Below are 26,243 nucleotides of genomic sequence, written 5' to 3' on the forward strand. Positions count from 1 at the left end.
TAATAAGAGTGCCATCTGGCAAATTAGCCGCAGCAACGGGCACTATCCCAAATGGAAGAACAGGACTCCATTCACCATCCTGAGAAGAGGTCTGAGCTGTAACTGATGTAATAGTTAAGGATAATAGAAAGCAAAAAGTCAAATTGTAAAATTTCAGCATAACTTGGAGTGTAATTAAAAATTATATGCGAATTTAATTATATGGAAATTGATATTAAATATATATACGTTGAAAATTAATAATAAATCGTTCTATAGCAATAGGAAAAAGAGTACAAAAAAAAGTTTAAAAGTACAAAGTGTAAATAACATACTTTTAATAGTTTTATGTTATATATAACATATAGTATAAATATAAGATATGAATTAGAATTTTTTTGTGGTTAGGTTTAAGTATTTCAGTATATTAGTTATAATATGTTTTTTTGAATAAATTTGTGCGTTTTTAGATGATAATGTAAAAAAGAAATTCATGATTTAGTTAAAAATATAATTGAAAAACTACATTTACAATTTTTTAGTATTCTAGAAATAATATTTTTAAAAAATATAGGTTTACATACTGTATTTTACTCGATAAAATGTAGAACAGTTGTTATTAAACGAGTATTTTAATGCTTAAACGAATTATATAACACTTATTATTTAAGTATGAAAAAGTATATATAAGTTTACCAAAAATTAATTAGAATTCCTCTTAATTAAATCTAAAATTATTTGAACTTGAAAACAGTTGCTAAAACTAAAATATGGTTGTCTTCTCCACATATGGGAGGTAAGGAGCAAGGATATATAAATTCAGCCTTTGAACAGAATTGGATAGCTCCATTAGGACCAAATGTAGATGGTTTTGAGAATGATATAGCCGAATTTTTGAATGAAGAATCTAAAGTTGCGGTATTATGTTCAGGCACGGCAGCTATTCATTTAGGGTTGAAATTACTTAATATCCAGTCTGGAGATGAAGTTATTTGTCAAAGTTTTACTTTTTCGGCTTCCGCTAATCCAATAATATATATGGGGGCAAAGCCAGTTTTTGTAGATAGTGAGAGAGATACCTGGAATATTTGTCCAATTCTATTAGAAAAAGCTATATTAGATAGAATAGCAAATGGTGTGAAACCTAAAGCTATAATAGCCGTTCACCTTTATGGAATGCCATATAAAGTGAAAGAAATTCAAGCCATATCTGAGAAATATGATATTCCTGTTTTAGAAGATAGTGCAGAATCATTAGGTAGTTCTGTAGATGATATAAACTGTGGAACTTTCGGAAATATAGGTGTGTTATCATTTAATGGAAACAAAATAATTACAACTTCTGGTGGCGGCGCATTAATTACCAAAAGCCAGAAAGAAAAGGAAAAAGCTGTTTTTTTAGCTACCCAAGCTAGAGAACAAACAGTACACTATCAACATAAAGAAATTGGATTTAACTATAGAATGAGCAATGTTTTAGCTGGTATAGGAAGGGGGCAAATGGAGGTTCTAGTAGAAAGAGTAAATGCACGGAGAGATAATTTTAAGTTTTACAAAAAAGAGCTAGGCAATAATAAGAATATTGAATTTTTAAAAGAACCAGAAGGTTTTTATTCGAATAGATGGCTTACTTGTGTTTTATTACCTAATTCTGAAATTAGAGAATCAATTAGATTGGCTTTAGAAATTGAAAATATTGACTCCAGGCCACTATGGAAGCCTATGCATATGCAACCTGTTTTTGAAGATTTTTTAAATTTTTCAAATGGCGTTTCAGAGGAATTATTTGAAAGGGGTTTATGCCTGCCTAGTGGTTCAGACTTACAAGAAGGTGATTTAAAAAGAATAATTAATATCATACTAACAATAACATAATAATGATACAAAACTACCTCACAAACAGTGTATCTCGTTACGCATCAAAATGGCTTGTTTTAGTTATTGATATAGTAACAACAAGTATTGCATTTTTTTTAGCGTATTGTATACGTTTTAATCTTTCTTTTGATTTTGAGATTAATAAATTATTAGTGCAGCTACCTATTGTTGCCATATTAACTTTAATTTCTTTTTTATTCGTTGGCTCTTATAAAGGAGTAGTAAGGCATACAGGCGTAAAAGATGTGTATAATCTTTTTAATACTACTTGTCTTTCGAGTATTTTACTTATTACTATGGTTTTAGTTAATCGGGAGATTGAATTGCTAGAAGATTTTACTATACCGCTTGCTATTATAATAATTCATAGCTTACTTAGTTTTATTGGTTTAACAGCATCTAGATTTATATTTAAATCTATGTATAGTAATTTAATGGCTCGTAATTTAAAAGTAAGTAAAAATGTAATTATCTATGGTGCTGGCGAATCAGGGATATTAACTCATAATGCTTTGACAAGTAATTCAAGGAGTATATCTAGAGTTGTTGGCTATATAGATCAGGACAACAAAAAATCAGGAAAACAAATAAATGGTGTTAAGGTTTTTCATGAAGATGAGTTAACGGAAGATTTTATTTTAAAGAAAAATATTACTGAAGTTATTTTTTCTATGCAGAATGTGGACCCAAAAAAACTTAGAATTTTAGTAGAAAGTTTAGTGGACTACCCTGTACAAGTGAAAATAGTCCCACCAGTTGATGATTGGATTAATGGAGAACTTAAAGTTTCTCAAATTAAGCAAGTGCAAATAGAAGACTTGTTGGATAGAGCTCCTATTACCATTAAGAATAGTAAAATTGAAGTAGAGCTTAGAAATAAAGTAGTAATGGTAACTGGAGGTGCGGGTTCTATAGGTAGTGAGATTGTTCGACAAATTTGTTGTTATGATTACAAATCTTTAATAGTTATAGATCAAGCAGAGTCTGCTCTATATGATTTGCAACAAGAATTAAAGCAAAATGGGTTTCATAATTTCATCCCAATAGTAGGAGATATAAGAGATAAAAATAGATTAAATACTATTTTTAAAGAACATAAACCTAATATGGTTTTTCATGCTGCTGCATATAAGCATGTGCCTTTAATGGAGTATAATTCATACGAAGCAATAAAAATTAATATTGCAGGCACAAAAACTGTAGCAGATTTGTCTTTAGTACATAATGTAGACAAATTTGTATTTGTTTCTACAGATAAAGCTGTGAACCCTACTAATGTTATGGGGGCTAGTAAGCGTATTGCAGAGATGTATATAAGTTGTATGCAACAAGAAAGAAAAACTAAATTTATTACAACTAGGTTTGGTAATGTTTTAGGTTCTAATGGATCAGTTATCCCTTTGTTTAGAAGACAAATAGAAAAGGGAGGTCCTTTAACCTTAACACATAAAGATGTTACACGATATTTTATGACGATTCCAGAAGCTTCTCAATTAGTTTTAGAGGCTGGTGCTATGGGAGAAGGAGGAGAGATATTTATTTTTGATATGGGGGAATCAGTTAAAATTTTCGATTTAGCCAAAAACATGATTAAATTATCTGGCCTTAATTACCCAGACGACATAGATATAAAAATAACAGGTTTAAGACCTGGAGAAAAATTGTACGAAGAGTTATTGGCCAATGGAGAAAGCACTCTTCCTACTTATCATAAAAAAATAAAAATTAGTAAAGTGAGAGATTTAGATTACGCTGATGTTCGTTCTAGAATTGATGAACTTTGTATAACTAATATGTTTTTTAATGGTAATACAGTTAAGTTAATGAAAAAAATTGTTCCTGAATATGTGTCTAGTAACTCTGAGTTATGTGAGTTGGATCAAAAGGGTGAAAAGAAACTTTCTGATAAACCTAATCTAAAAATTGTTCAATCGTAAATTTTGACTAATCTTGTAAATTATAAACAAAACATTTTATTATGACCATTAAGAATATTTCATTGCCTACTTTGTGTTTAATTACTATTTCTATATTGTTTTTTAGCTCTTGTGCTTCAAAAAAAGACATAGTTTATTTTCAAAATGCTAGTGACTATGAAACTATAGTAAGTGATAATTCACATACCAATAAGTTTAAAATCGATGATGTGATAAGTGTTCATGTTTCTACTCTAGATCCTGAAGCTAGTATGCCATTTAATTTATTTAAAGGAGCTGAAGAAGGAGGTATTAGACCAGAACAAGTAGATTACATTATAGATAAGAATGGAGAAATAGATTTTCCAGTATTAGGAGCTGTAAAAGTTGTAGGTCTTTCTCCTGAAGAGACAAAAGAGCTCATAAAAGAAAAGTTAAGTTTATATTTAAAAAATCCAATTGTTAATATTCGTTTAAAGAATTTTTCTGTTACTGTGCTAGGAGAGGTTAATAGACCAGGAACTTATTTGGTTAACGGAGAGCAAATTACAATATTAGAGGCTTTAGGATTAGCAAATGATTTGACAATTAAGGGTATGCGTAATAATGTAATGGTTATACGTGACTTTAACGGTACTAAGGTATATACAAGAGTAGACTTAACTCAGAAAGAATCTTTAAATTCTCCTGTATACTATTTAACCCAAAATGACGTTGTTTATGTTGAGCCTAACCAATCAGCTGTTTCGTCTTCTTCTTTGGATAATAGGGCATCTATATGGGTGTCTATTGCTTCTGTATTAATAACTTCTACAGTTTTAATTATCACAAGAAATTAATAAAATAAGCTGAATATAATTATTTTAAAATAAAGTAAAAAATAGTAATGAGTTCTAAAGAATTTTCATCAAATACCATAGATTTAAAAGAGTTAATTTCAACTTATACCAAAAATTGGAAATGGTTTATAATATCTGGGATAATTGCTTTATTTCTTGCATTTATTTACATAAGGTATGCAACACCTGAATTTTCTGCCAAGGCTAAAATTCAAATTATTGAAGATAAAGCAGCTGCATCTGAGCTGTCTGCTTTTAGTGAGTTAAGTCTTCTTGGTGGTGGAGCAAAAAATAAGATAGAGGACGAAATGGAAATTTTAAATTCCAGATCTAATTTTATACAGGTTGTGCAAGACTTAAAACTTAACATAAATGTTACACATTTAGGTAATGTAAAAAATACTGAGTTATATAAAAATAGACCATTTAATATTAATTTTATTGCTAACGACTCTATAATAAACTCTTCTTTATTTGAATTTTTTATAGAATTGTCTTCGGATACATCTTTTGGGTATAGTGAAGATGAAGATGCTCCTCTTAAAGTATATACTTTTGGAGAAAATATTAAAACAGAAATAGGAGATATTGTTATTACGCCTAATATTCCTCATTTTGAGAAGCATAAAGGGAATAAAATAAAAGTTAGCGTTTCACCTATTCATATAATAGCAGAAGCTTATCAGAGTAAAATAATTGTGTCTCCTGCTCAGGAATTTTCTAACATAATAAATGTTTCTTTAAATGACGCTATTCCTGAAAAAGCTATTAATATTATTGATGCATTAGTTAAGGTTTATAACGAAAATGCTGTAGAGGATAAACAGCTTATAGCAGATAAAACTTCTAAGTTTATAAATGATAGAATTCAAGAAATTTCAGGAAACTTAACATCTGTAGATCAAGATGCACAAGACTTTAAAACAAGTAAAGGTGTTACTGATATTGCAAGTGAAGCTAATATAGCTTTAAATGTTGGTGCTGCTAATAGACAAGAATTAGAGAATGCAAAAACACAATTAAATATTGCTTCAGGGATGAAGGATTATGTTTCTGCAGAAAGTGGTTATGAAGTATTACCTTCAAATGTAGGTTTATCTGATCCAACAATTGCAAATACTACTGCGAAGTATAATGAATTGGTTCTAGAACGTAATAGGTTATTAAAGAGTTCTAATGAACAAAACCCTATTATTGTTAATCTTGACCAGCAGTTAAATGGTTTAAAGGAAAGTATGAAATCTAGTTTGTCTGGAATGGAACGTAATTTGGGTTTACAAGTAAATAACTTATCTGGGCAAATGTCTAGAATTAATTCTAAAATTTATTCTGCTCCTAAAAACGAAAGACAATTAAGAGATATAACAAGACAACAACAAACAACAGAGTCTTTGTATTTGTATTTACTACAAAAAAGGGAAGAATCTCAAATTACTGCAGCCTCTAGTTCTCCTAAATCTAAAGTTATAGATAATGCATATCAAGTTAGTGACGACCCTATAAGTCCTAAAAAGCCACTAATTTTATTGGCATCATTGATATTAGGTATGTTAATTCCATTTTCAATAATTTATGCAGATGATTTATTAGATAACAAGATACATAGTAAAACAAGTTTAGAAAAATTAGTTAAAGATGTTCCTGTATTAGCAGAATTGCCTAGACTTACTAAAAAAGATGAGTTTTTAGTTTCTAATGAAGATAGATCAGTTTTAGGAGAATCTTTACGTATTCTAAGAACTAATTTAGATTACCTGATAAAATCTAAAACGGGAGGAAAAAATAATGTAATATTTGTTACCTCAAGTGTTCCAGGGGAGGGAAAAACATTTTTGTCCTCTAATTTAACTATGATTTTTGCGAATACTAATAAAAAAGTATTGTTAATAGGAGCAGATATTAGAAACCCAAAACTATACACATTTTTTAGTAATAATAAAGATGTAGACAAACTAGGTAAACCAAGTAGAAATAAAGATGCTGGGTTAACAGAGTACTTATATGATGATTCATTATCATCTAAAGATATAATTAACCCAATGTTGGTACATACGAATACTATAGATGTTATTTATTCAGGGAAAATACCACCAAACCCATCTGAATTATTGATGAGTGATAGAATAAAAGATTTAATTGCTGAAGCTTCTTTAAAGTACGATTATGTAATTGTAGATACAGCTCCTTTAATGGTTGTTACAGATACTTTATTACTTACAGATTATGCAGACCATATATTGTACGTAACAAGAGCCGGTGTTACAGAAACAAGAGTGTTGGAGTTTCCATTAAAACTTAAAGAAGAAGGTAAGTTAAATGGATTATCATTTGTAGTTAATGATGTAAAGGAATCTAACTTAGGATATGGAGGGAAGTATGGATACGGTTATGGGAAAACTGTAAAAAAATGGTGGAAGTTTTAATAAAATAAATTTTACAAATAAAAAAGTCGCGTTAATAATTTTATTAACGCGACTTTTTTTGTTATTGTGTTTTAATCAATAGAAACTTTGGTTAGTTTTTTCAATAACGGGTTGTATTTTTTGCAATTGTTTTTTAGTAAGCTTTATTTCTTTTAGACTATTTAATTGTCGAATATTATGAATATCAGAACCAGCAAAGTCTATTAAGTTTTCATTTAAAAGTCTATTTGCAGTTTTTTGAACATCTTTACCGTAATAAGTACTTAAAGACAGTAAATTTAATTGAAACATAATACCATTACGTTTATATTTTTCATATTTTCTAAATTTAGGATGCAAATAAACATAGCGTTCAGGATGTGCAAGAATAGGAAACAAACGTTTCTCTGAAATTTTTTTAATAGCATTATCAAAATTTATAGAAGCTTGTAAGTAAGACATTTCAACCAAAAGATAACTTTTCTCTAAAGGCATTACCTCATCGTCTTTTAATATTGTTTCAAAATTGGCATCAATCATATGTTCTGCTGCTATTGAAATAGAAACACTATTCATGTTTCTAGCTGCAAGCTCTTTTTTAAGTTCTACAGAAGCTTTAGTGATACTTTCATGAGTATTTGGATAATAATTATGCATAATATGTGGTGTTGCGATAAAATTAGTCACACCAAATTCAGAAAACCCTTTAATAAGTTCTATAGAGTCTTCAACAGTTTTTGCACCATCATCAATCCCTGGTAAAATATGATTATGTATATCCGTAAAACCATTTAAATGGTCTATTAAAAAGGTTTTCTTTTCAAAAAAACTAAACATATAAATTAATCTTAGTTAGTATAGTATAAAACGAGTACATTATAAAGTTATTACAGCTTATATCTTTTTTACATATTTAGTAATAATTACAATTTGTATGCCATTTACTTTCCCTTCAATAAATTCTGCATTTTCATGATCTAAGGAAACTCTACGCACTGCCGTACCTCTTTTAGCAACCATACTAGAGCCTTTAACGGGTAAATCTTTAATAAGTACAACATTATCCCCGGCATTAATTATTACGCCATTACTATCTCTATGTATAACTTTATCTTCAGGGTCTTCACCTTCGCCAGTTGCTTGTGCCCATAAAAGTTCTTCTTCTTCAAGATAAATCATGTCTAATAAGTCTTGCGGCCAACCTTCTTTTTTTAATCTAGAAAGCATACGCCAGGCAATTACCTTTACAGCGGATTGTTCACTCCACATACTATCGTTTAAGCACCTCCAATGATTTGCTTCTGTAATTTCAGGATTTTCTATTTGTTCTACACAAATTTTACAGGCATGTATACTTTCATTAATATCCCCTAATTTTTGAGGAGTAACAGCATACACCTCTAAATTCTCAGAAGAACTACATAATTCACAATTTCCTCCAGACCTTTTATTTATTTCTCTATCAAATGACATATTAGAATATTAATTAGAATGCAAAAGTGCATATATTTTAATAAAATTAAGTTAGAATTTACTAAAATATGAGTAACATATTGGTTTAATGTTGGTTATATAGATTATTTATTTAGAAGTATTTTGTTTATAAAAAGAAAAGAAAATAACGAAAGATTACTTTATACATTTTATTTTTGGGAGCTTTAAAATAAGAGTATGGAAAAACTTAAAATAGGAGATAAAGTATATAATGTTAAAAGAGATGGTTTTGAAGACTTGGCAAGATATACTTTCTCAGTAGTTGAAAAAACTACAAAAACGCTTGCTGTTTTAAAAAATGGAATACGCTTAAAAAATGACCCAAAAATATCTTATATAATGGAGGATGTTGGTTTTTCTGTTTATAGAGATTACGCTACACATTGGCATTTAGTTTCTTTAAAAGCTATACGAGAAGCTCAAATTGAAAATGAAAAAATAAAAGCTATAGATTGGTTTGAGAATAAGAATTTTACGAATAAAGAAAAACTTCTGATATACAGGAAGTTTTGTGAATTAGATAATTAAACATCTTAATATTCTAAATTTAATGAAGATAATTTATGTTAATTATTAAATTGTTAACATATAAACATTTTTTGATATTGTATTTTAAGATTAAAATTTTTAAAAAAATACAATGAGAAATTTAGTAATAGTATTATTATTTATAAGTATGAGTCCTAGAATAACAGCAAATACCTCTTCAAAAAGTAATGACATTAAAATAGGAACTAAATTAGAGATAGGACACCCTTCTACATCTAATTATAAATATTTAATCTTACCAAGAAAAAATTTTATAATAAAAAAAGGAGGGTTAGCCAATTATAAAAGTTTATATAATTTAAATGTGGTTGTGACTGCAATAGAAAAAAGTAATGGCAACACTATTATTGTTACGCTAAAGCATGTAGATAATAAAAAGTTCTTTAATAGGTATGCAACTATTAAAGCAAATTATAAAGAAGCCATAAATGCTAAAGAACTTATATTTATTGAATAGTTTTTTATGAAAGCTCAAGGTAAATCGTATTTGTTACTATGTATCTTTCTATCAGAATGAATAAAAAAAGATTTCCTTAATAATGTTGGTGGGTTTAACGAAAAAAAATCAAAAAACAATATAGTTGACTTAGAAATAGATTAAAAACTCTTGCAAGAAGTACTGCGCCGGTAGTTTTTTAGATACACTTATGGGTGGATTATCAACTGTAAAACGTAGAGGAGGACAATAATCAAAATCTCTGTGGTTATAAGACAAAAAAGGTATGCAGTTTGTAATGCGTGCTTAAAATAGAGTATAGTAAAATTCTTGCAAGCACAGGGTTTTCAATAAGCTTATATTGGCGATGTTTTAGATGATACTACTGTAAATGTTGATTTAACGTTGGATTATAAATGAACAATGATAATACCGATACAGAGAATAGTGTTTCAATATTTAGTGTTTAAATAGAAGAATGATAGTGACATGAACTTTGATTGTATTTCTTTTATGAATAGAAAGTATATGTTATTGTTTTAATCTTTCATGCAATTACTTTATGATAGTGAGTGTATTTTTTTATTATTTTTTTCAATGTTAATAATAACCATATTTTTTTTAATTTTAATATTCTTTCTGGATTTAACATTTGATCAAGAATAAATTTGAAGTAATTTTTCACAAATTATTGAAGTTATCTTAAATCTAATTAATTTATAATAACTGTATGAGTCGATGTTTAATTTATAAAATTTAGCGTATTTTATTGTCTATTATGTGTATATATATGTCATTTTTTATATAAATAATAATTTTTCAAAAAAATTATTTATTTTTAATTTGTTTTTTATATCTTTCGGCAGCATTATATTTGTAGGAATTTTACGACAATTAATTATGTAAAATCCATCAATTTTTTTATTAAATTTTCAATTATAGAATACCATCCCCCAGAATTTTTTTTAGAGTAATAATGATAATTTTATTGCACAAACTATACATATAATACTATATAGAATTACATGCTAAATTTTGCTTGCGTATTATATTTTGGAAGTTTTTTAGAGAAAATTATATGCAAAACAGATAGATATAGAATCTAGAAGACTCAATTTTAACGGATAAATATAAACACATATACAAAGAGTTAGTTTTTAATATTGTTTTTTAAAATTTCTTGATGCCTATTAGTTAGCACTTTTATGCCTAGAAATCTTTAAAAGAGTTATGATACTATTTGTATAATTTTTTAATAGTATTCAAAAAATTTTTATAATACTATTTGCTTTCTAACAAAGGGAGTAAAGGTAAGAGCTTTAAATTTAAAATATATTAGGGTGATTAAAATAAGAACAAAATTACTACTCGGGTTTGGAATGTTAATTTTTATTCTTATTCTACATACAATATTGGGGCAATTAACTATTAATAAAACAACGGAAAGTTACAATATATTAACAAAAAAAACGGCTCCTGATGTCGTAAAACTTCTTTGTGATTTTAGAATGGAAAGTAGAGAGCTTTTTTTACTTGTTTCTAACAGGGTAGTGGATAAGAAAAATAGGGAAAATTTAAATCGGATAAGGCAAATTACGGATGTTAATTTACCTTATTATATTTCAAATTTAACTTTATTAAAACAATCTTTAATCGTATCAGACTCTAGAAATATAATTATAGATTCTATTGTTAAAAATTCTTCAAAATATATAGAATTAGTAAAAGAATTAAATACAGTATTACTAACCCCAAAGGATTATAATGATACTGTAAAAATGGAGAAGATAAATGATATAAAAAACACCAAAATATTAATGTATTCCACTGAAATTGATAATAGATTATCCTTTTTGCAAATAGAATTTAATAAAGAATTTAGAAATAGTTTTAATAATTTGTCTGGTGTGTTAAAAAATAATTCTCGTTTTATTTTATGGGCTAATTTATTGTTTATATGCTTAGGTCTTATAATAACATATAAGAATATTAGGGATATAATTAAGCCAATTAAAGAATTACTTAGTAGTGTTAAAAAAATAAAAGATGGTGATTATAATAATAAAATTTCTTTAAATAAAATTTATGAATTTTCAACTCTAGGAAACTCTTTTAATAATATGTCTAACATATTACAAAAAAAATTCAATGAAGTAGAATTAAAAAATCAAGAATTAGAACAATTTGTTTATATAGCTTCACATGATTTACAAGAACCTTTAAGAACAGTAAATAGCTTTTCAGATATGTTAATAAAAGGATATAGTGCCAAGTTAGATACTACTGCAATGACTTATATACAATTTATTTCTCAAGCTTCTACTCGTATGAGTTTATTAGTTAGAAACTTATTAGACTATAGTTGTTTAGGGAAAAATAGAGAATTAACATTGGTAAATTGTAATGAAATGCTCAAATCTCTAGAAATAGATCTTTCTGTATTAATAAATAACAATAATGCTAAAATTAACGCAGAAAATTTACCAGAAATACTTGCCTATAAAACGGAATTAAGATTACTTTTTCAAAACCTTATTAATAATGCAATTAAATTTCATAAACCAGGCATACCTCCAATTGTAAAAATTAAGGCAAAAGAGCATATTCATTTTTGGGAATTTATTATTTCGGATAATGGAATTGGGATTCCTAAAGATAAAAAAGACAAAATATTTGGAATGTTTCAAAAACTCAATGATAAATCGCAATTTGAAGGCACTGGGATAGGCTTAGCGCATTGTGCTAAAATTATTGAAATGCACAAAGGAACTATTAAAGTAGATTCTGAGTTAAATAATGGAAGTACTTTTAGTATTACAATAGCTAAAAACTTAAAAAAATAATTTTATTGTTTATATTTTTTCTAATAAACACTCATTTTATATTATTAGTTTATAAACTAAAAAATTATAGATTTTAATTTTAGAAAGTTTTTTCTTACAAAATATGCAATATTTAACTTTAAATAAAGTTATTGTATAAAGTTAAAGATAGTACTATTAAAGTATTCTTTAGTTTAATATTTAAGACTCATTCATGCTTTATTTACTAGTCTGTTAACCCAGAAAAGCCAATTAAAAATAGTGAAACTCCCTAACTTTATATACTTAATTACAATACTTGGTATTTGCAATTTTTGGCAAATATATAGTCAAGATAAAATACCTAAAGTGTCTGGTTTTATAGATTTTAATGGGTATTATGACACTAGAGAATTTAGTGTTTTAACTTATAATATATTAGCAAATTTGCCAAACAGGTTTCAGTATTTTTCTTTAACAAATTATGAAAGCTCTAAGTACTCATCTGACTTTTCTAAAAATTATGCAGAACATAATTTACGTTGGGGAGTTGGAGATAAAATTCCACTTGATTTAACCTTACAATATGTATTACGAAACGGGGAAAATAATGATGATATACGTTTAGGGTTTCGATGGAAACTTAACCAAACAAAAGGAATAAAAAAAATTATAAGTAAGCTTAACATGTCCTATTCTATAAATCCTATGTTGGTACAATTTAGAAAAAACCAAGAAACAAAATATGTAACGCAGATAGAGCATGTGTATTCTTTTTTAATAGCGCCAAAAACATTTGGGAAACGGCTTTACCTTGGTGGTTTTGCGGATCAAAATATTGTATATAATACTGGAGGAGTTTCTTTTAAGTGGGTTTCGGAACACCAACTGGGTTTTAGAGTATTAGACAAGTTATATGCAGTTCTAGAATACAGAATAAACGATTACTATGTTACAGAAAATTATGGTTTGGGATATGGTTTAGAGTACAAAATTTCATTTTAATAATAACTAATAATACAATTAAGGACCATGCTTTTTAAAAAAATATTTAATATCAATCTTACAAAAACTGTACTTAGGTTATGTTTGTTATTTATTTGTCTATCTATATGTAGCGCATGTCAATCGGATGTTAAAGTTATTAATATAGGGTATATAGGACCTTTAACTAAAAGAGCCACAGATTTAGGTATTGGTCCTGCAAATGCTTTAAAAATTGCAGTTGAAGAATATAATAGAAATAAAAAACCTGAAGAACCAGTAGTTAATTTGTTTATAGAAGATGATCAATGGGAAAAAGACAACGCAATAATTACTTATGAAAAATTAAGAAGAGAGCAGGATATAAATATTATTTTTATTAGTAATAGTGAAGGTACAATTGCTATAAGTGATAAAGCACTAGAAGACGGAGTTATTTTGGTAAACCCTTTAAATAATGATGCTTTACTTTCAAAGCTTAATTCTAATACTTTTAAAATAGCTAAATCTACAGAACAAGCAAATTCTTTAATAGCAATAAGAATAATAGAGTTGGGTTTAAAAAAAGTTGCTATTATGAATTACCCAAACGATTTTATGACCATAGCTAGTACTAGTTGTAAAAAACTATTAGATAAAAATGGAATAAAAAACAAAATTGTTACCATAAATAAAGAAGCTACTGACTTTGAAAAGGAATTAAAAAGTTTTAAAAAAGAAGGTTATGATGCTTATGTGTTTTTTGGTTATAAAAATTTTGGTTTTGCAATGAAACAAGCCAGAGAATTAGGTATTACAGCCCCCTTTTTTGGATCTACAGTATTATTAGATCCTGCCTATTATGAAAATTCTCAAGGTACTATTGTAGGAACAGAGTGTACTTTTTTTACACCTGCTGATGGTAATTGGGTATTGGCAAATGAATTTTTAGATACATACAAATTAACTTACGGAGAAAAACCATTTTCGGTTTGGCCACCCCTGCAAGCATATGATGCAATGAATTTGGTGTTAAATGAAGTAAAAACAATTAATGATACTAAAAATAGCGATCAATATTTTGATGAATGGTTAAGACAACGCCTTAATAATGTAAAATTTTTTCAAGGTACCTGCGGTAATATATCAATAGGAAAAAATGGTGCTTCTAAAGGTATTTATTTTTCCTTATATAACTATGAGAGTAAAGGGAGTCTTATAAAAGTAAAACGATAAATATACTGTTTTGACTAAAATAGGAACTAAATTACTTTTTGGATTTGGAATGTTTATATGCATTCTAATTATACATACAGTTTTGGGAAATTTAACTACTAAACAAGCAACAAAAAGTCATAACTCCTTAACAAGAAAGATAGCTCCAGCTGTTAAAATTCTTAATGAATTTAGAATGGAAAATAAAGAGCTTTTTTTACTTGTAGAAAATAAAGTTTATAATTATAAAAATACAAAAGCATCAAATCGGGTGCAACAAATTATTGAGGTAGATTTGCCCTATTATATTTTAAATCTAGAAAAATTAAAAGGGTCTATAGAAACTTCTGATCCTAGAAATAGTAGTATAGACTCTGTTATTAAATATTCTAATAAATCTATTGGTTTAATAAAAAAAGTAAACTCTTTATTAGTAACTCCCAAGGATTATGAGGACACAGCTAAAATGGGAATGATTACAAATATGCAAAATAATCAACTTTCTGTTTTTTCTTCTGAAATTGATAATAGATTGTCCTTTTTACAAATAGAATATAATAAAGAATTAGAAAATAATTTTTCCGAATTATCTAAAACATTAAAAAATAATTCGCAATTTTTTTTATGGACAAGTATATTATTTATTTGTTTTGGTTTAATAATAACTTATAAGAACACTTTAGCAATAGTAAAGCCAATTAAGTTATTATTAAATAATATTAAAGATATTGAAAGCGGCAATTATGAAAATAGAGTAGCGGTTAAAGGAATTGATGAACTATCCATGTTGGGAAATGCTTTTAATAAAATGTCAGATTCTCTGCAAGCCAGTTTTGACCAGATAAAATCAAAAAACAAAGAACTAGAACAATTTGTATATATAGCCTCTCATGATTTACAAGAACCTTTAAGAACAATAACTAGTTTCACAGAATTATTTGTTAAAGGTTATAGCTCTAAATTAGATGAACATGCTATAACTTATATAAAATTTATATCCCAGGCATCTACAAGAATGAGTCTGCTGGTAAGAGGCTTACTAGATTATAGTTGTATAGGAGGCAACAAGGAGCTTACTTTGGTTAATTGCAATGATTTGTTTAAAGATTTAAAAACGGACCTTTCTCATTTAATATTAGACACTAATGCAAAAATAGATGTAGAAAATTTACCAGAAATACGTGCATATAAAACAGAGATAAGATTACTTTTTCAAAACATTGTTAACAATGCGATAAAGTTTCGTAGGCCAAATATATCTCCAATTATAAAAGTAAAAGTAAAAGAGCATAGTAATTTTTGGAAATTTATGATTTCGGATAATGGTATTGGTATTAAAGAAAATAAAATTGATACTATTTTTAAGATGTTCCATAGACTCAATGATCAATCTGATTTTGAAGGAACAGGAATAGGTCTTGCTCACTGTTCTAAGGTTATAGAATTGCATAAAGGTACAATTAGTGTAGATTCTAAATTAAATCAAGGAAGTACTTTTACAATTACTATTTCTAAAAACTTACGACAAACTACTTAATAGAAATGACTCTCATATTTGTAGACCAATTATATAGCTTTATTAATTTTTCACATCGTTTATTTATAGGTTCACAACATATAGTTCTAGAAATATAATAGATTTAAATATTTTATGTTGTAGTATTATAAAATATTTTAGTAAGATTTTTACTACTTTTTTATTTAGTGATATCACTATAGTAAATCTAAGCCTAAGTGTAATGTGCTACTATTAATTCTTCATCAATATATAGAATTATAGGAATAATAAGTTAATATGTAAGATTATGAAAGAAACTCCAAATCTTAGTTACATCACCAAGCTGTCAAATGGAAATAAAGTTTTTGAAAAAAATCTTTTAGCTATAATAAAAAAGGAACTTCCACTGGAAATAGGTGCTTATGAATCCTTTGTTAACGAAGGGGATTTTGAAGAAACGGCAGAATATGTTCACAAGATAAACCATAAGTTTAAAATTCTAGGACTAGATAAAGGGCATAAAATTGCTGAAGCTTATAGACTAAATTTATTAGAAAAAAACTTTCTTTTAAAATTAGATTTTGAGAAAATATTAGCAATATTATTACTTTATATAAAGACAGTGTAGTATGAATTGTATTGTTATTGATGATGAAGAAACATCTAGAGCTATAGTTTTATTTCTGGCAGAAAATAATCCAGAGATAAAAATTTTAGATAGTTTTCATAATGCTACTAGTGCTATTAAATATCTTAATGATAATTCTGTAGACCTCATTTTTCTCAATATTCATATGCCAATGTTTACAGGTTTTGATTTTATTAAAACTATTAAGAACCCACCCAAAATAATATTAACCTCATTAGACAAAGCTTTTGCATTAGATGCTTTTGAGTATAAGTGTATAATAGATTATTTGGTTAAACCCATTACACAAGAACGTTTTGATAAAAGTGTAGAAAAAGCTTTATCTGTACATAGAGAGGACGTAGTTGTAAATGATAACCAAATACCCGATGAATCTATAGATGATCTTTATGTAAGCATAGACAGGAGACTTGTTAAAATTGATATTCCAACTATATATTTAATTGAGGCTAAAGGAGACTATATTATGTTAAAAACCTCAAATAAAAATTATATGGTACATTCTACTTTAAAAAAAATAGAGGACAAGCTACCAAATGATTTTTTTTTAAGAGTGCATAGGTCTTATGTAATTAATACAAAGCGTATTATAGATATTGAAGATAGTAGTGTTTTAGTAGATAAAGATGTTGTTCCTGTAAGTCGTTCTTACAGAAAAGAACTCTTAGAACGTCTAAATCTTCTCTAAAGAACATAACATATAATGTTATAAACAATAATAGCCGAGAATTACCTCGGCTATTATTGTTTAAAGTAAATATTAAAACACTACAATTTCGTAGGTTTATTCCCACTTATCTACATTAGAATGTCATTCACCGAAAAAGAATGACGTTCGGCGGGTGTTCTCCTTAATTTTACAGTATTAATAATCCCAAACCTTTTATTATGAAAAATTTAAAATTTATTAACTCAATAAGCACATTAATAACCACTTTATCTTTTATAACAATATCTATATTGACATTATAATTTGTAGGTTTATTCCCACTTATCTATCTTAAAGTGTCATTCACCGAAAAAGATTAACGTTCCACGAGTGTTCTCCTTAATTTTAAAGTAATAATAATCCCAAACCTTTTTATTATGAGAAATTTAAAAATTAATAATTCAGTAGTATCCTTATTATCAACTTTATGTTTAGCTGCTTTTCTTTTTTAGGCTGCTACTAATCTAAGAAAACTAAAAACAATATAATTTTAATTAATAGTAACCCTTTAAATCCCCTACTTATGAAAAGAGTAACATTAGTAAAAGAAATATATAGTGAAGGTTTTAAGAACTTAGGAAACCATTTTGTAAAAAGTTATTTTAAAGCATTTGCATGGTTTGGTTTTTCTATGTATGCCATTGTAGTATTTGCATTTGTATTTAGAGTATCTACTGGCTTTGAATTTTCTTAAACCTAAAACAACTTTAATAAATAATTTATTACACTTTTAAATTTATAACCCTTAAATATACCTACTTATGAAAAGAGTAACATTAGTAAAAGAAATATATAGTGAAGGTTTTAAGAACTTAGGAAACCATTTTGTAAAAAGTTATTTTAAGGCATTTGCATGGTTTGGTTTTTCAATGTATGCCATTGTAGTGTTTGCATTTGTATTTAGAGTATCTACAGGCTTTGAATTTTCATAAAGAAACCTTTTAAAAATTATAATAAATAAAGTAATCATTAAATATACCTAGTCATGAAAATCGTATCCATAATAAAAAATAGCTATAATAAAATTTCAAAAAAATTATATACTAATAGTATGAAAAACTATTATAAAGCGTTTGCTTTTGTAGGGCTATCTATGTTTTTGTAGCCAAGTATTAAAAAAAATATTTTTAAAATTAATACCTAAAATAAAATAAAACAAAATGGAAAGAGGGGTAAATTGTGTATTATTAGTAGATGATGATGATGCTACAAATTACATACATACACACGTAATTATAGAAGCAAATTTTGCAAAACAGATAATTGTAAAGAAAAACGGTGCAGAGGCGTTAAATTTTTTAAAATCTAAGAGTGCAAAAGATTATATAAAGCCAGACATTATTTTTTTAGATATTAACATGCCTGTTATGAATGGTTGGGAATTTTTAGAAGAATATAAAGAATTAGAGGATGATTTAAAAAGTGACATGATGGTAATGATGTTATCTACATCTCTTAATCCTGCAGATAAATTAAACTCTGAGGCTAGTAATTATATTGAACGTTTTATAAATAAGCCTCTTACTGTAGAAAAGCTTTTAGATATTAATTTAGCATTAATAGATTAGCTTACATCTATTAAATAAATAATAAGAGACCTCTAAAATTATAGATTTTCATAATTTTTAGATACAATAAATAATATTTTTGTCTAGATAATAATTGTTTATAGTAACTTATAGAATTCTATTATACTCGATAGTCGAGATTTAAATGCTCCGAGGCTTGCCACAAAATCAAAATTAGTTTCCTAATAAATGCCTCGTGGGCTTGCCCCGAGGTAGTTTACTTTCCAATACAGAAAGAAAGTAGTGAAGTTTAAGGTACAAATGAGTTATACTACAATAGTTTCTTTTTACTGGATATTGGTTTATAAGTCTTGTTAATAACTTAAAGAAATATGGTCTACCAATAATTTTTATTGTAAATACGCAACCTCTAAAATAAATATAATTATAGATTAGGGTTACCAGACTAAAGATTAAAAAAATGTCAAATGAGTTGTTTATTTAGTGTATTCAACTCATTTTTTTATTATTTTTGAGCTGAATATTTTTTTTAATTGGCTCATGAAATACAATTGGCAACAAAAAGACTGGCTTAATTTTCAATATTTGACCACAGATATTGATGACTTACTCTTTGATTTTGTTCAACGAACTGGTCGAATTAGCGGAGTATTGGAAGGGTTTTCAGAAACTGAACAAACCGAAACAATAATTAATCTTATGGTTTCTGAGGCAATCAAAACTTCGGAAATCGAAGGAGAGTACTTAAGCCGAAACGATGTGGTGTCTTCCATTAGAAGGAATATCGGACTTAATGTAGATTCACCTCGTACTAAAGATAAACGAGCTGAAGGTGTAGCTGAATTAATGCTAACCGTTAGAAATGATTATTTAAAACCACTGACAAGTGAAGTTTTATTTGATTGGCATGGTATGTTAATGAAGGGTAATTCTCAAATACAAATTGGACAATGGCGGTCACATGAAGAACCTATGCAGATAGTTTCTGGAGCAATAGGAAAAGAAGTGGTGCATTTTGAGGCTCCACCATCTCAAAAAGTACCAGAAGAAATGGATAAGTTTCTCCATTGGTTTAATGCCTCCCAAACAGAAATAAAGAAACCTATTCTGAGGGCTGCTGTTGCTCACTTATATTTTGAATCCATTCATCCTTTTGAAGATGGAAACGGTAGAATAGGTAGGGCAATAGCAGAAAAAGCATTATCACAAAGTATTAAACGTCCTGTTTTGTTTAGTCTTTCCAAATCTATAGAAATTAATAAGGCAAATTATTATGATGCTTTAAAGACCGCTCAGCGTTCTAATGAAATTACCGATTGGATAAGTTACTTTGTCCAAACCGTTCTTGATGCTCAAATGGATGCCGAACAAGAAATCGAGTTTACCTTAAAGAAAACAAAGTTCTTTGACCAATATAAAGACTCCTTAAATGAACGTCAACAAAAAGTCATTCGCCGAATGTTAGATGAAGGTCATCAAGGTTTTGAGGGAGGGATGAATGCGCGTAAATATGTTTCACTTGTAAAAACTTCTAAAGCTACGGCAACTAGAGACCTGCAAGACTTGGTCGGGAAAGGAATATTTGTACCCGCTGGTGGAGGTCGCAGTACTAGATACGACTTAAATATATGACCAAGCCTTGACTTTCTTTTTTATTAGATGTTCTTTTTCTATACCTGGTTATAACTTTGAAAGCGAAGTGATTTTGAGTTTATTTCCTTTTTAATTCGTCTAAAGTTTTACCCTCTTTATTTTTCCACGACATCCAGCCATTAGCAGCACAATCTAAAACGGTAGCTGCTGCGGTACTTGGGGAATTAAAAATATAATCTTGTTGGAATGCATACAATTATATTCTAATGATATTTTTTTACTAAAAGTGTAGATATAAGTTTATGTTATAAAGAGAAGCTATTTAATAATAAAAGTATCTATTGTGTAAATAATAGTAGTGCCCTAAAAAAGTAGTAATGTTAAGGTTCTTTAAAAAATGAAAATAAGATGTTTTGAGTGTTTTATTTAAATTTTTACTTTCCAATACAAAAATTAGCAAAAATATTACCTAAAAGTTCATCGTTGGTAACTTGCCCTGTAATTTCACCTAGATGGGATAAAGCGTCTTTAACATCTATAGCCATAAGATCGCTAGGGAGTTCCTCGTCTATACCAAATTGTACTTTTTGAATTGCTTCTAGTGCTTTAAGTAAGGAATCGTAATGTCTGGTATTCGTAACAATAGTTTCATTATTACGCAAGGCACCTGTATTTACAAATTCTAATAATTTGTTTTTTAAAGTATCTACACCTTCACCCGTTTTTGCAGATATGGGTAGGAGGTTTGAAACGCTAGAGGAAAGATTCTCCATCTCTTCATTAGAAAGTATATCTCTTTTATTGGCTATTACCAGCAAAGGTTTTAGAGGGTATTTATTTTTTATCTTTTCAATCTCTATTACCAAATTCTGAACTCCTAACGCAGAACTTAGAACTTCTTTTGTATCTACTAAAAATAAAACCACTTGCGCTTGCTCTATTTTCTCAAAAGTTTTTTTAATACCAATACTCTCAACAACATCTTTTGTGTCTCGTATTCCGGCAGTATCTATAAAACGAAAACCAATACCGCCAATAGAAATTTCATCTTCAATCGTATCTCTAGTAGTTCCAGCAATATCACTTACAATAGCTCTTTCTTCATTTAAAAGAGCATTTAATAGGGTGGATTTTCCAACATTGGGTTCGCCCACAATGGCAACAGGAATTCCGTTTTTTATTACGTTACCTACCGCAAAAGAATCTATTAGCCCTTTTAAAACCACAGAAATTTTATTAACTAAAGCAATGAAAGCGGAGCGATCTGCAAATTCTACATCTTCCTCTGCAAAATCTAATTCTAGTTCTATGAGCGAAGCAAAATTTAATAATTGGTCTCGTAAATTTTTAATTTCATTACTAAAACCACCACGCATTTGTTGCATGGCTATTTGGTGTGATGCTTCGTTCTCTGAAGAAATTAAATCGGCAACGGCTTCCGCTTGGCTTAAATCCATCTTGCCATTTAAAAATGCTCTTAGCGTAAATTCTCCGGCATCTGCCATACGGCAACCATTTCTTAAGAATAGCTGAATTATTTGTTGTTGAATATACGGAGAGCCATGACAAGAAATTTCAACAACATTTTCTCCCGTATAAGAATTAGGGTTTTTAAATATAGATACAAGTACCTGATCTAATGTTTTATCACCATCTATAATATTTCCTAAAAGAATTGTGTGACTTTTTTGCTTTTTTAGTTTCTTATTAAATGAAGATATAAAATAGTTAGATACTAATAAAATAGCATCAGGACCAGAAAGGCGTATTACAGCAATAGCTCCTGCACCAGAGGGTGTAGCTAAAGCAATTATAGTATCGTTTGTTGTTGTTTGCATCTTAAGCAAAAATAAGTAAAATGAAAATAGGAATAGGGATATCTTTTTTATGTGAAGGTTGCTTATTTATTTGGCTTTTTATATCAAAAAATAATATAAATTCGTGCTAATTAATTTACCATTAACATTAAAAAAAAGAAAATGAAAAACGTATTAAAATGTGCCTTAGCAGTAAGTTTTTTTGTAGCTAGTATTACAAATGCGCAAGAAACTATTACACAAGAGAAAGTTGTTGAAGAACTAGTAGGAGAGGATGGAATACCTACAGAAGTAGATGTTACTACAGGGACAGAAATGACTCTAGAAGAGACAACTTCTCTAGAACCAGAAATTAAAGAAACAGAAATAGTAAAAGAGGTAGAGAAAGAAGTGGAAGCGATTGAAATGGATGCAGAGGCCATTAAAGAAGTAGAGGAGAAGGAACAAAAAGAAGCTGAAAAGAAAATAGAGAAAGCAGAAAAAAAGGCTAAAAAGGCCGAAAAAGAAATTAAAAAAGCAGAAAAGGAAGCTAAAAAGAAAGAGAAACTAGCAAAAGCTATATCTGGAAAAAAGAAGGCCATTGCGAAGAGCGAAAAACAAATAGGTAAATTAGAGTCTAAATTAGCAAAAGGAAAAGCTAAAGGAAGTTTATCTCCTGTAGATATTGAAAAAATTAATGAAAAGATAGCAAAAGCTAAAAGCTCTATTCTTAAAGACAAGTCTAAATTAACCAAATTGATTAAAAAGCAATAAGCTGTATTTTTTAGATAGTTAAATTTTTATAATTATTTTCTTATTAATACCTCGAGATAAATTCTGGAGGTATTTTTTTTGTAACAAAAGGGCTAGTTCCTCGTCTTATTAGTAGTTAAGCATCAATTAAAAAAAATCAAAAAAGATATGGAAATAGTAAATACACATGTAGCAAAAAGAGAAGATAAACAATTATTAGTGGTAACTCACTTATCGCAATATTTAGATTATGTAACCGGTTTTGGCGGACTTATAGTGCCATTACTTATTTGGTTTACAACAAAAGACAAAGTACATGCCATGGACGAACATGGAAAAGCAGTTATTAACTTTCAATTAAGTTTACTAGCTTATATATGTATAGGAATTCCTTGCATACTACTTTTAGGCTTAGGGTTTTTAATTATTGGTTTTGCAGCTGTTTTAGGGTTAATCATGCCTGCAGTAAATGCTATAAAGGCTAATAACGGAGAAGCGCCAAGTTATTTTGGAACGTTCAAGTTTCTCTCTTAAATACCATGAGTGATATAAAACAAAAAGTCCACCTTTTTGGGTGGACTTTTTTAATATCTAAAAATTAGTTTCTTAGCTATTTAGCATTACTGGCATAACAAGCATAGTAACGGTTTCTCCTTCATCTAAACCATCTGCAGGAGTAAGAATACCTGCTCTGTTTGGTAAACTCATTTCTAAAGCAACATCATCAGAAGTAAGGTTATTAAGCATTTCGGTTAAGAAACGCGAGTTAAAACCAATTTGCATATCATCTCCTTGGTATGAACATGTTAATCTTTCCTCTGCCTTATTACTGTAATCTATATCTTCAGCAGAAATGTTTAATTCTGCTCCAGCTATTTTAAGTCTTATTTGGTGCGTAGTTTTATTAGAGAAAATAGAAACCCTACGTACAGAGCTTAATAATTGTGTTCTTGCTATGGTAAGTTTGTTTGGATTTTCTTTTGGTATTACCGCTTCGTAATTAGGGTATTTACCATCAATAAGTCTACATATTAGTTCTGTGTTTTCAAAACTAAATTTTGCATTACTGTCATTGTATTCTATAGTAACATCTGCCTCGCTACCAGCTAAAATTCCTTTTAATAAGTTTAAAGGTTTTTTAGGCATTATAAATTCTGCAACTTGAGACGCTGTAATATCTGTACGTTGGTATTTTACTAGTTTATGCGCATCTGTTGCAACAAAAGTTAAATTTTCTGGAGAAAATTGAAAGAAAACACCGCTCATTACGGGTCTTAAATCATCATTACCAGCTGCAAAAATAGTTTTGTTTAATGCGGTTGCTAAAACATCTCCTAAAATAGTAGTAGAACTAGGGTCTGCTAATTCCACTGCTTTAGGAAATTCTGCTCCATCTGCATATGCAAGAGCATATTTACCGTGGTTAGAGCTTATTTCTACCGTATTATTGTTTTCCACAACAAATGTTAAAGGTTGCTCTGGAAAAGTTTTTAAAGTTTCTAATAATAATTTTGCAGGAACTGCAATGTTTCCTTCTGCATCAGAATCTACTTCTAATATAGAACTCATGGTAGTTTCTAAATCGGAAGCGGAGACTGTTAATTTATTCTGCTTAAGATCAAAAAGAAAATTATCTAAAATAGGTAGAGTGTTACTATTGTTAATTACACCACCTAAAGTTTGTAATTGTTTTAATAAGTACGTACTAGATACTATAAATTTCATTCGTTAGTTTTTTGTTGAAAATATCTTTTTGTAAACAGTAATGAAAGTAAAATAGGAGTAAAGCTATTTTTATCTTACTTAACAAAGATATTTTAAATGCTCTTTTTATGGAAACAAACTTATTAACAGAATTTAGTAGCGGTAAATACTGTTTTGTGTAGTTAAGTTATTGTAAATGAGTGTGTAATGTTAATTTTGTGCTTATTATTTATTAACAAATTTTGGAAGACATTTTAATAATTAGAATAATAAAACTCTAAGTAAGAGCTTCTTACTTTTGTTACAAAGAGCACAAAGTTAATAATGCTTTTATTGCTATTTTAGAATTGCTTTTTTATGAACACTCCACGCTTGTGGCTTATCTGCAAAAAGAATTTTAGTTTTTTGCCAAACTGTTTTAAAAAAATCAGATTCTCTATAGGCGTTTAAAAAAGATTCGTTTTCCCAATAACTGTAGGTAAAAAATATTGAAGGGTTGTTTTTATCTTGGTATAACTCTAAAAAAGTACACCCATTACTACTTCTAATTTTATGTTTTGTTTCTTCAAAAATAGCTTCAAAAGTAGAAATGTTTTCTTCTTTAAAAGTCAATTTTACAATTCGTACTATCATACTAGATAAAATTTATAGTTATAGTGTCTCTATAATCTAACCCTAATAGAGTAGAGGCTCCACCAACAGTATCTAAATTACTTTTATATATGGCAAGTTCTATATATTCTGAGGAATTAAACAAAGCCAATAAATCTCCTGGGCCTTTACGGCTAGCTTTGTCTATACTAAAATCAATAATATCACTATATCTATTATGAATTTTTTTAATGATATTGTTTCTAGCATGTAATTCAAAATCTCTTCCGTTTCTATAAGAATCAAAAAGATGTTTTGGAATATTGCTAACTACATTTCCGTAATTATCAATATAAATAACATTTCCAATAATTTTATTTCCATTGTCAGAAACCATAGCAGAAAATTCTTTTATTTCTTTAAGAGCTTCAAACGGTTTTCCTATGACCTCTAGCGTACCACCTCTTGCAATATGGCAAGCAACTTTTACAAATACATCTTTTACAGGGAAAGGACCTTTATTTGGATTTGGTATAGCAATCTTAACTATTTTTGTTGGTTTTTTATCTAAAGTTAATAAACCAATAACACCCGTATTAGCAGTAATAAAATAATGCCCATCTATTAAAGCAACAATATGTTGGTTCTCTATGGTAGATTCCGAATCTATACCAATTATGTGTATAGTCCCTTTAGGAAAGCTTTTGTAAGAATTTTCTAAAACATACGAACACTGTTGTATATTAAAAGGTTCTATATGATGAGAGATGTCTACAATCTTAATATCATCCAATTCTTTATATATAGAACCTTTGAGAGCTCCAACATAAAAATCTTTAAGTCCAAAATCTGTAGTTAGTGTAATTATTGCCATACAGCAATGTTGATATGTTTTTGGTTATGCAAACTGAAAAATTACTTAAGTTTGTTAAACAAAATTAAACAAAAT

25 protein-coding genes and 1 pseudogene are annotated in these 26,243 nt (G+C 28.2%); 19 read left to right on the plus strand and 7 right to left on the minus strand.

The genetic code is table 11. The features are described from left to right. The first annotated feature begins 768 nt into the window (after positions 1-768). From CLV91_RS07455 to CLV91_RS07470, 4 genes are read left to right on the plus strand one after another with little or no spacing between them, the layout of a single operon-like run. Complete coding sequence (locus tag CLV91_RS07455) at positions 769-1,854, plus strand: DegT/DnrJ/EryC1/StrS family aminotransferase (RefSeq protein WP_121067820.1); 1,086 nt, start codon at positions 769-771, stop codon at positions 1,852-1,854. Between the two features lie 2 nt (positions 1,855-1,856). Beyond that, a complete protein-coding gene (locus CLV91_RS07460) occupies positions 1,857-3,794 on the plus strand; it encodes a polysaccharide biosynthesis protein (protein WP_121065824.1) in 1,938 nt (645 codons plus the stop codon). A 41-nt stretch (positions 3,795-3,835) separates the two neighbouring features. Further along, on the plus strand, positions 3,836-4,612 hold the full coding sequence (locus tag CLV91_RS07465) for a polysaccharide biosynthesis/export family protein (RefSeq protein WP_121065826.1): 777 nt from the start codon (positions 3,836-3,838) through the stop codon (positions 4,610-4,612). Between the two features lie 47 nt (positions 4,613-4,659). Continuing rightward, positions 4,660-7,035 (plus strand): GumC family protein, encoded by a 2,376-nt coding sequence (locus CLV91_RS07470; RefSeq protein WP_121065828.1) that lies wholly within the window; start codon positions 4,660-4,662, stop codon positions 7,033-7,035. Between the two features lie 75 nt (positions 7,036-7,110). Here the strand turns inward: CLV91_RS07470 and CLV91_RS07475 are convergent, their stop codons facing one another. Beyond that, positions 7,111-7,851: a tyrosine-protein phosphatase gene (locus tag CLV91_RS07475; protein WP_121065830.1), complete on the minus strand. Its 741-nt coding sequence runs from the start codon at positions 7,849-7,851 to the stop codon at positions 7,111-7,113. A gap of 57 nt (positions 7,852-7,908) precedes the next feature. Next, positions 7,909-8,487, minus strand: a complete 579-nt coding sequence (locus CLV91_RS07480) for a PhnA domain-containing protein (RefSeq protein ID WP_121065832.1) — start codon at positions 8,485-8,487, stop codon at positions 7,909-7,911. A 198-nt stretch (positions 8,488-8,685) separates the two neighbouring features. On the opposite strand from CLV91_RS07480, the gene CLV91_RS07485 reads away from it, so the two are divergent. The 13 genes and pseudogenes from CLV91_RS07485 to CLV91_RS07530 all read left to right on the plus strand — a co-directional run bounded on the left by CLV91_RS07485 (position 8,686) and on the right by CLV91_RS07530 (position 20,489). Next, the gene (locus CLV91_RS07485) at positions 8,686-9,036 is read left to right on the plus strand and encodes a pyruvate kinase (protein WP_121065836.1); all 351 of its coding nucleotides are present in this window, start codon (positions 8,686-8,688) and stop codon (positions 9,034-9,036) included. Positions 9,037-9,148: 112 nt separating this feature from the next. Then, positions 9,149-9,514, plus strand: a complete 366-nt coding sequence (locus CLV91_RS07490) for a hypothetical protein (RefSeq protein WP_121065838.1) — start codon at positions 9,149-9,151, stop codon at positions 9,512-9,514. Between the two features lie 1,319 nt (positions 9,515-10,833). Next, complete coding sequence (locus CLV91_RS07495) at positions 10,834-12,336, plus strand: ATP-binding protein (RefSeq protein ID WP_147406407.1); 1,503 nt, start codon at positions 10,834-10,836, stop codon at positions 12,334-12,336. Positions 12,337-12,576: 240 nt separating this feature from the next. Next, positions 12,577-13,299, plus strand: a complete 723-nt coding sequence (locus CLV91_RS07500) for a hypothetical protein (protein ID WP_121065843.1) — start codon at positions 12,577-12,579, stop codon at positions 13,297-13,299. A gap of 84 nt (positions 13,300-13,383) precedes the next feature. Beyond that, positions 13,384-14,493 (plus strand): ABC transporter substrate-binding protein, encoded by a 1,110-nt coding sequence (locus tag CLV91_RS07505; protein ID WP_170146719.1) that lies wholly within the window; start codon positions 13,384-13,386, stop codon positions 14,491-14,493. A 10-nt stretch (positions 14,494-14,503) separates the two neighbouring features. After that, complete coding sequence (locus tag CLV91_RS07510) at positions 14,504-16,009, plus strand: ATP-binding protein (protein WP_121065849.1); 1,506 nt, start codon at positions 14,504-14,506, stop codon at positions 16,007-16,009. A gap of 268 nt (positions 16,010-16,277) precedes the next feature. Beyond that, positions 16,278-16,598 (plus strand): Hpt domain-containing protein, encoded by a 321-nt coding sequence (locus CLV91_RS07515; protein WP_121065852.1) that lies wholly within the window; start codon positions 16,278-16,280, stop codon positions 16,596-16,598. Between the two features lies 1 nt (position 16,599). Continuing rightward, positions 16,600-17,307, plus strand: coding sequence for a LytR/AlgR family response regulator transcription factor (locus CLV91_RS07520; RefSeq protein WP_121065855.1), 708 nt, complete (start codon positions 16,600-16,602; stop codon positions 17,305-17,307). Positions 17,308-17,851: 544 nt separating this feature from the next. Then, complete coding sequence (locus tag CLV91_RS16825; protein ID WP_170146720.1) at positions 17,852-18,022, plus strand: DUF6747 family protein; 171 nt, start codon at positions 17,852-17,854, stop codon at positions 18,020-18,022. A gap of 67 nt (positions 18,023-18,089) precedes the next feature. Next, positions 18,090-18,260: a DUF6747 family protein gene (locus CLV91_RS16830; protein WP_170146720.1), complete on the plus strand. Its 171-nt coding sequence runs from the start codon at positions 18,090-18,092 to the stop codon at positions 18,258-18,260. Positions 18,261-18,488: 228 nt separating this feature from the next. Continuing rightward, complete coding sequence (locus CLV91_RS07525; protein ID WP_121065858.1) at positions 18,489-18,896, plus strand: response regulator; 408 nt, start codon at positions 18,489-18,491, stop codon at positions 18,894-18,896. Positions 18,897-19,397: 501 nt separating this feature from the next. Then, a pseudogene (locus CLV91_RS16975) lies at positions 19,398-19,637 on the plus strand (DUF4172 domain-containing protein); the annotation flags it as partial. 66 nt (positions 19,638-19,703) lie between these two features. Continuing rightward, entirely contained in the window at positions 19,704-20,489 is a 786-nt protein-coding gene (locus CLV91_RS07530; RefSeq protein ID WP_245987176.1) for a Fic family protein, read from the plus strand. A gap of 79 nt (positions 20,490-20,568) precedes the next feature. Here CLV91_RS07530 and CLV91_RS07535 read toward each other — a convergent pair whose 3' ends face one another. Continuing rightward, the gene (locus tag CLV91_RS07535) at positions 20,569-20,706 is read right to left on the minus strand and encodes a DUF4357 domain-containing protein (RefSeq protein WP_121065863.1); all 138 of its coding nucleotides are present in this window, start codon (positions 20,704-20,706) and stop codon (positions 20,569-20,571) included. 178 nt (positions 20,707-20,884) lie between these two features. Then, positions 20,885-22,288 (minus strand): tRNA uridine-5-carboxymethylaminomethyl(34) synthesis GTPase MnmE, encoded by a 1,404-nt coding sequence (gene mnmE / locus CLV91_RS07540; RefSeq protein WP_121065866.1) that lies wholly within the window; start codon positions 22,286-22,288, stop codon positions 20,885-20,887. Between the two features lie 141 nt (positions 22,289-22,429). On the opposite strand from mnmE, the gene CLV91_RS07545 reads away from it, so the two are divergent. Together CLV91_RS07545 and CLV91_RS07550 are read left to right on the plus strand one after the other, a co-directional pair. Then, entirely contained in the window at positions 22,430-23,020 is a 591-nt protein-coding gene (locus CLV91_RS07545; protein WP_121065869.1) for a hypothetical protein, read from the plus strand. Positions 23,021-23,167: 147 nt separating this feature from the next. Continuing rightward, entirely contained in the window at positions 23,168-23,533 is a 366-nt protein-coding gene (locus CLV91_RS07550; protein WP_121065872.1) for a DUF4870 domain-containing protein, read from the plus strand. A 72-nt stretch (positions 23,534-23,605) separates the two neighbouring features. Here the strand turns inward: CLV91_RS07550 and dnaN are convergent, their stop codons facing one another. From dnaN to CLV91_RS07565, 3 genes are all read right to left on the minus strand, one after another. Further along, the gene (gene dnaN / locus CLV91_RS07555; RefSeq protein ID WP_121065876.1) at positions 23,606-24,724 is read right to left on the minus strand and encodes a DNA polymerase III subunit beta; all 1,119 of its coding nucleotides are present in this window, start codon (positions 24,722-24,724) and stop codon (positions 23,606-23,608) included. Positions 24,725-25,039: 315 nt separating this feature from the next. Further along, positions 25,040-25,336 carry a putative quinol monooxygenase gene (locus tag CLV91_RS07560; RefSeq protein ID WP_121065878.1) on the minus strand — a complete coding sequence of 99 codons (297 nt, stop codon included), beginning with the start codon at positions 25,334-25,336 and terminating at the stop codon, positions 25,040-25,042. A gap of 1 nt (position 25,337) precedes the next feature. After that, positions 25,338-26,168, minus strand: coding sequence for an SAM hydrolase/SAM-dependent halogenase family protein (locus CLV91_RS07565; protein ID WP_121065881.1), 831 nt, complete (start codon positions 26,166-26,168; stop codon positions 25,338-25,340). Positions 26,169-26,243 lie beyond the last annotated feature (75 nt).

Source organism: Maribacter vaceletii (genome assembly GCF_003634105.1).
GTDB lineage: Bacteria > Bacteroidota > Bacteroidia > Flavobacteriales > Flavobacteriaceae > Maribacter_B > Maribacter_B vaceletii.

What these genes read in the sequence shown, in the direction of transcription:
- mnmE (WP_121065866.1), bottom strand. Translation starts at nt 22,288, where the DNA reads ATGCAAACAACAACAAACGATACTATAATTGCTTTAGCTACACCCTCT.
- CLV91_RS16830 (WP_170146720.1), top strand. Translation starts at nt 18,090, where the DNA reads ATGAAAAGAGTAACATTAGTAAAAGAAATATATAGTGAAGGTTTTAAG.
- CLV91_RS07525 (WP_121065858.1), top strand. Translation starts at nt 18,489, where the DNA reads ATGGAAAGAGGGGTAAATTGTGTATTATTAGTAGATGATGATGATGCT.
- CLV91_RS07490 (WP_121065838.1), top strand. Translation starts at nt 9,149, where the DNA reads ATGAGAAATTTAGTAATAGTATTATTATTTATAAGTATGAGTCCTAGA.
- CLV91_RS07485 (WP_121065836.1), top strand. Translation starts at nt 8,686, where the DNA reads ATGGAAAAACTTAAAATAGGAGATAAAGTATATAATGTTAAAAGAGAT.
- CLV91_RS07520 (WP_121065855.1), top strand. Translation starts at nt 16,600, where the DNA reads ATGAATTGTATTGTTATTGATGATGAAGAAACATCTAGAGCTATAGTT.
- CLV91_RS07565 (WP_121065881.1), bottom strand. Translation starts at nt 26,168, where the DNA reads ATGGCAATAATTACACTAACTACAGATTTTGGACTTAAAGATTTTTAT.
- CLV91_RS07455 (WP_121067820.1), top strand. Translation starts at nt 769, where the DNA reads ATGGGAGGTAAGGAGCAAGGATATATAAATTCAGCCTTTGAACAGAAT.
- CLV91_RS07530 (WP_245987176.1), top strand. Translation starts at nt 19,704, where the DNA reads ATGCTAACCGTTAGAAATGATTATTTAAAACCACTGACAAGTGAAGTT.
- CLV91_RS07545 (WP_121065869.1), top strand. Translation starts at nt 22,430, where the DNA reads ATGAAAAACGTATTAAAATGTGCCTTAGCAGTAAGTTTTTTTGTAGCT.
- CLV91_RS07460 (WP_121065824.1), top strand. Translation starts at nt 1,857, where the DNA reads ATGATACAAAACTACCTCACAAACAGTGTATCTCGTTACGCATCAAAA.
- dnaN (WP_121065876.1), bottom strand. Translation starts at nt 24,724, where the DNA reads ATGAAATTTATAGTATCTAGTACGTACTTATTAAAACAATTACAAACT.
- CLV91_RS07465 (WP_121065826.1), top strand. Translation starts at nt 3,836, where the DNA reads ATGACCATTAAGAATATTTCATTGCCTACTTTGTGTTTAATTACTATT.
- CLV91_RS07560 (WP_121065878.1), bottom strand. Translation starts at nt 25,336, where the DNA reads ATGATAGTACGAATTGTAAAATTGACTTTTAAAGAAGAAAACATTTCT.
- CLV91_RS16825 (WP_170146720.1), top strand. Translation starts at nt 17,852, where the DNA reads ATGAAAAGAGTAACATTAGTAAAAGAAATATATAGTGAAGGTTTTAAG.
- CLV91_RS07470 (WP_121065828.1), top strand. Translation starts at nt 4,660, where the DNA reads ATGAGTTCTAAAGAATTTTCATCAAATACCATAGATTTAAAAGAGTTA.
- CLV91_RS07515 (WP_121065852.1), top strand. Translation starts at nt 16,278, where the DNA reads ATGAAAGAAACTCCAAATCTTAGTTACATCACCAAGCTGTCAAATGGA.
- CLV91_RS07475 (WP_121065830.1), bottom strand. Translation starts at nt 7,851, where the DNA reads ATGTTTAGTTTTTTTGAAAAGAAAACCTTTTTAATAGACCATTTAAAT.
- CLV91_RS07480 (WP_121065832.1), bottom strand. Translation starts at nt 8,487, where the DNA reads ATGTCATTTGATAGAGAAATAAATAAAAGGTCTGGAGGAAATTGTGAA.
- CLV91_RS07550 (WP_121065872.1), top strand. Translation starts at nt 23,168, where the DNA reads ATGGAAATAGTAAATACACATGTAGCAAAAAGAGAAGATAAACAATTA.